Annotated in this window: 6 protein-coding genes; 2 read left to right on the plus strand and 4 right to left on the minus strand. The window is 64.3% G+C overall.

Annotated features, from left to right (window positions below; translation table 11 throughout):
- The 3 genes from ribB to WBF82_RS12745 form a co-directional block, all read right to left on the minus strand.
- On the minus strand, window positions 1-518 hold a 518-nt coding region (gene ribB, locus WBF82_RS12735; RefSeq protein WP_424383381.1), incomplete at its 3' end, for a 3,4-dihydroxy-2-butanone-4-phosphate synthase.
- A gap of 421 nt (window positions 519-939) precedes the next feature.
- A complete protein-coding gene (locus tag WBF82_RS12740) occupies window positions 940-1,770 on the minus strand; it encodes an SDR family NAD(P)-dependent oxidoreductase (RefSeq protein ID WP_424383382.1) in 831 nt (276 codons plus the stop codon).
- Between the two features lie 185 nt (window positions 1,771-1,955).
- Window positions 1,956-2,450, minus strand: a complete 495-nt coding sequence (locus WBF82_RS12745) for a MarR family winged helix-turn-helix transcriptional regulator (RefSeq protein ID WP_424383383.1) — start codon at window positions 2,448-2,450, stop codon at window positions 1,956-1,958.
- Window positions 2,451-2,549: 99 nt separating this feature from the next.
- Here WBF82_RS12745 and WBF82_RS12750 point away from each other — a divergent pair, with 99 nt between their 5' ends.
- The gene (locus WBF82_RS12750; RefSeq protein ID WP_424383384.1) at window positions 2,550-3,173 is read left to right on the plus strand and encodes an NADPH-dependent F420 reductase; all 624 of its coding nucleotides are present in this window, start codon (window positions 2,550-2,552) and stop codon (window positions 3,171-3,173) included.
- 87 nt (window positions 3,174-3,260) lie between these two features.
- Complete coding sequence (locus WBF82_RS12755; RefSeq protein ID WP_424383385.1) at window positions 3,261-4,160, plus strand: TIGR03619 family F420-dependent LLM class oxidoreductase; 900 nt, start codon at window positions 3,261-3,263, stop codon at window positions 4,158-4,160.
- Here WBF82_RS12755 and WBF82_RS12760 read toward each other — a convergent pair.
- A partial coding sequence (locus WBF82_RS12760; protein ID WP_424383386.1) for a riboflavin synthase occupies window positions 4,161-4,528 on the minus strand: 368 nt, incomplete at its 5' end.

A 4,528-nucleotide genomic window follows, 5' to 3' on the forward strand; every position in this document is an offset into this window, starting at 1 on the left:
CCTTCGTCTTTCTGGCTGACGATTTCGCAGATCGCGCCCGCGGGCGACAACCCCGCCATCCGGGCCAAGTCGACGGCGGCCTCGGTGTGGCCGGGGCGGCGCAAGACGCCACCATCCTTGGCGCGCAGGGGAACTACGTGTCCGGGCCTGGTGAAATCATCCGCCACACTGCCCGGGTCAGCCAGCAATCGCATCGTGGTAGCGCGGTCAGAAGCTGAAATACCTGTTCCTACACCATTTTTCGCATCTACGGTAACGGTGTAGGCGGTACCGTGCTTGTCTTGATTGACCGCGTACATCGGCAACAGGCCGAGTCGGTCGCAGATCGCACCGTCCAACGGCACGCACAAATATCCCGACGTGTAGCGCACCATGAATGCAACCAGTTCGGGGGTGGCCTTCTCGGCTGCGAAAATGAGGTCGCCCTCGTTTTCCCGGTCCTCGTCGTCGATGACGACGATCGCCTTGCCGGCCGCGATGTCGGCAACCGCACGTTCGACGGAGTCCAACCTCGTCATCGCTGCCACCTTGTCAAAGAACCCACCTGAAGCGCTCAAGTGTTGCATCCAGTATGAACCACGAGGCGGCCTCCGTTATTGCCGTGGCTTACTGAGCGGGATGCTGCCCGCAACCGAGTCGGGCGCGGCGGTTCTAGCTGCAGCTATTCAGAGTTTGTTCCGTCGTCGCAGACCGCCCAGAAGTTTTGCAGACGCCGCACGTAGCCGATTCATAGCCAAGCTATCTAGCGTTCGAGGCGTCCGGCGGGATGGTGGCCCCGTCAACTACTGGGGCTACCAGGAAAACCCGTACTGGAATCCGCAGTTCAACCAGTGGGGCTTCGACTTGTTCGGAGTCTGGATCCCGCTGTAATAAGCCAGTCACAAGACGCGCCCGCTTCGCCGAACGGCGAAGCGGGCGTTGTGCCCTTGCAGGACGGAACTACGGTTGACCGCCTACCCGTCGTAGGACGAAGTCACGCAACGACGTGGGCAGATTGGTCAACAGCGAAACCTGTAGTTTGGGGCCGACGCCGACAACGTAGCGGGAACGGGGGCTGCGGGCGGTCAGCGCCTTCGCGACGACCGCCGACACCTTCTCGGCTGGTACAGCTAGCTTCTGGGACAACGGGATTGACTTCTTCAGCCCCGCAATATGTCCTGCGTAGAGATCGCGTTGCTCGGCCGTGAGAGCGGCCTCGAGTTGTTCAACCATGTCGTCAGCGGTGCGCCACATGTCGGTATCGGTCTGCGCGGGCTCTACAACTGCGACGTCAATGTGCCATGGCCGCAATTCCATTCGCAGCGCGTCGGCGGCTGCCTCGAGCGCAAACTTGCTGGCGCAGTAGGCGCCGATGAGTGGCATCGACAGCCTCCCATTGACGCTAGATATGAATACGACCCGCCCCCGCGACTGGCGAAGCCGCGGCAGCACCGCCCTCGTGACCGCGAGCTGACCGATCACGTTGATCTCCAGCTCCTTTCGCCAGTCGTCAGTGGTGACCGTTTCCATCGGCCCGCCCACCACAACGCCCGCGTTGTTCACGATCGCGTTGAGGCGCTCGGGTAGCAGCTCGTCAAGCGCCGCGATGTGTTCGGCATCCGTGATGTCGAGAATGGCTGGCGAGATCCGCTGGGGGTCCAGCGCGGCGACCGCGTCGGCGTCGCGTTTCGTGCGGACTCCGGCGATCACGTCCCAGCCATGCGCGGCCAGATATTCGACGATCGACCTACCGATGCCACGACTGGCTCCGGTGACGAGTACTGATGGCATGACGTTCTCCTCGTGTCGAGCACTGCCCGTCGACATTGGGTCTGCTAAGGCGTTGAAAGCTTAAACATGTCAGGCGATTACGAACTATCGAGTTTGCCGCTGCGGCGACCGCCACCCGCATCCATATTGTCGTATGCGCCATTCCACACTGCCACAGCAATTCTCGGCCGAGCTATTACCTGTTCCTAAATGACACCGGTAGACGGCTTGTCTTCGGCGGCGGAGTCATCGTCTTTGGCCAGGTGGTGCAGAACTCGTTCGTTAAGGGCGGCGAGCATATCGAGCTCAGCCGGGCTGAGCAGGTCGATGAAGTTCCGGCGGACGTCCTCCACGTGCCCGGGCGCCGCCCTCTCGATAGCGGCGCGGCCAGCCGGAAGCAGGCAGACCATGGTGCTGCGGGCGTCGTCGGGGTTGGGCTCGCGACAGATCAGCCCGTCCTTCTGCATGCGTCGCACCTGGTGGGAGACACGGCTCTTCTCCCAGCCCAGTGCGTTGCACAACTCGCGGGCGGGCATGCGGTCCGCGTGGTGACTCGAGAGCACCGCCAGGATCTCGTAGTCGGCCCCGGACAGGCCCGATTCCTGCAGGCCCCGGTTCAGGTGCACGTCGAGCAGATGATGCGCGTGCTGGAAGGCCCGCCAGGCGCGGTCTTCACGAGGGTTCAGCCAGTTCGGTTCCATCAGGCCTCCATGCTACCGCGATTGGTTGACGCATCACCAAACCGTGCCTAAGGTGGACATGTCAACCTTTTGGAAACCTAACTCGAGATTGGACTCCTCATGAGCAACATCAGCATCATTGGCACCGGGAACATGGCCCGCGCCATCGGCGCGCTGGCGGTAGCGGGCGGCAACACCGTCGAGGTCATGGGCCGCGATCAGTCCAAGGCCGCTGACCTGGCCAAGGCTCTCGGCGGCGGCACAACGACGGGAAAGTTCGGCGCTGTGCCGGCCGGGGACATCGTCATCGTGGCCCTGCTGTACGCCAACGTCGTTCCGGTCGTCGCCCGGTATGGAGACGCCCTCGCGGGCAAGGTCATCGTCGACATCAGCAACCCCTTCAATTCCACCGCCGACGGGCTGGCCATCCCCCATGAGACCTCGATCGCGCAGGAAGTTGCCAAGGCGGCCCCGGCCAGCGCCAGCGTGGTGAAAGCATTCAACACCATCTTCGGTGTCGTCCTGGACCAGGGCCGGCCGCTCGACGTCTTCATCGCCGGCGACGACGCGCGCGCCAAGGCGGGCGTGGCGGAGTTCATCGAGAGCCTCAAGCTGCGCCCGCTGGACGTCGGCGGCGTGAACATGGCGCACTGGCTGGAAGGAACGGGCCTGGTCATGATGGGCCTCGCCCGCCACGGGATGGGAAACTTCGACTTCGCCCTCGGGGCCACCGTTCCCGGCTGAGCCGCGCCGCCACCGTCCAAGCAGTGAACGGACCGCGCGGCGCCGTGCGCCCAAATAATGGTTGATGGATCACTGACAGGATTCGCTATGAAGCTTGGTTTCGCACTTCCCATAGTCGGGCCCGCTGTCAGCAGCGCCGCTGGCCTGAGCACGTTCTGCCGCGAACTCGAGGACCTTGGCTACGACACGTTGTGGGTCGGCGATCGACTGGTCACGCCGGTTGATATGCACAGCACCTATCCGGGCAAAGAGCAGCCATACCCGCCGCAGATGACCCGTTACCTCGATCCGGTGCTGCTGTGGACCGTCGCCGCGACGGCGACCAGCCGGGTGCGGCTCAACGCCAGCACGCTCAGCACGTTCTACTACGAGCCGGTGCACCTGGCCCGGCTGCTGACCACGCTCGACGTGCTCAGCGAAGGCCGCCTTGACGTTGGCGTGGGAATCGGGTGGATGAAAGACGAACACGACATCGCCCGCGGTGCGGACTGGCGCCGGCGCGGGCGGATGCTCGATGACCTGCTGGCGTTCCTGCACGAGTGGTGGACGACCACCCCGGTGTCCTGGGACAGCGAGTTCTTCTCGCTGCCGCCGGTCCATGCCGACCTGCGCCCGGTGCAGGCCGGCGGTCCGCCCATCTGGATCGGCGGGGCCAGCGAGGCCGCGATGCGCCGGGTCGGCCGCAGCGGCACCGGCTGGCTCGGGGTCGAGGGGCTGCAGGACGAGGTCACCGACCACTTGTGGTCGATTGCGCGGCGTGCGGCGAAGGACGCCGGCCGCGATCCGGACGCGCTGAAGACCGCCATGCGGATCAACCTCGAACCGGGCATGTCCGTTGACTCTGTTGTCGGCAAGCTCGAGCGCCTCGCCGGGTCCGGTGCTGACGAGGCGATCGTGGATGCCTTCGCACTCTTCCCCGCCCTTGACCAGCTGCTTGACTTCGCCAGCCACCTAATCGCCCGTTGGCGTGATCGTGGGAAAGCTTGACTATTTTGCTGCCATCAGCCGCTCAACATACTTGGCGATGACGTCGACTTCGAGGTTCACCGGTGTCCCGGGCGGGGCCTGACCCAGCGTGGTCAACTCCCGAGTGGTTGGAATCAAAGAGACCTCAAACCAGTCGTCGCCGAGCCCGGAGACGGTCAGCGAAATACCGTCGACGGTGATCGAGCCCTTTTCGACCACGTAGCGCGCCAACTCAACCGGCAGCCCGATCCGGACCACCTCCCAGTGCTCGGCGGACGTGCGGGCCTGGATCTTGCCCGTGCCGTCCACGTGTCCCTGCACGATGTGGCCACCAAGTCGGCTGTTCAAAGCCGCGGCCCGTTCGAGGTTGACCGGGCTGCCGGCCGCCA

The sequence above is a fragment of the Mycobacterium sp. genome (assembly GCF_049673265.1).
In the GTDB taxonomy this organism is placed as follows: domain Bacteria; phylum Actinomycetota; class Actinomycetes; order Mycobacteriales; family Mycobacteriaceae; genus Mycobacterium.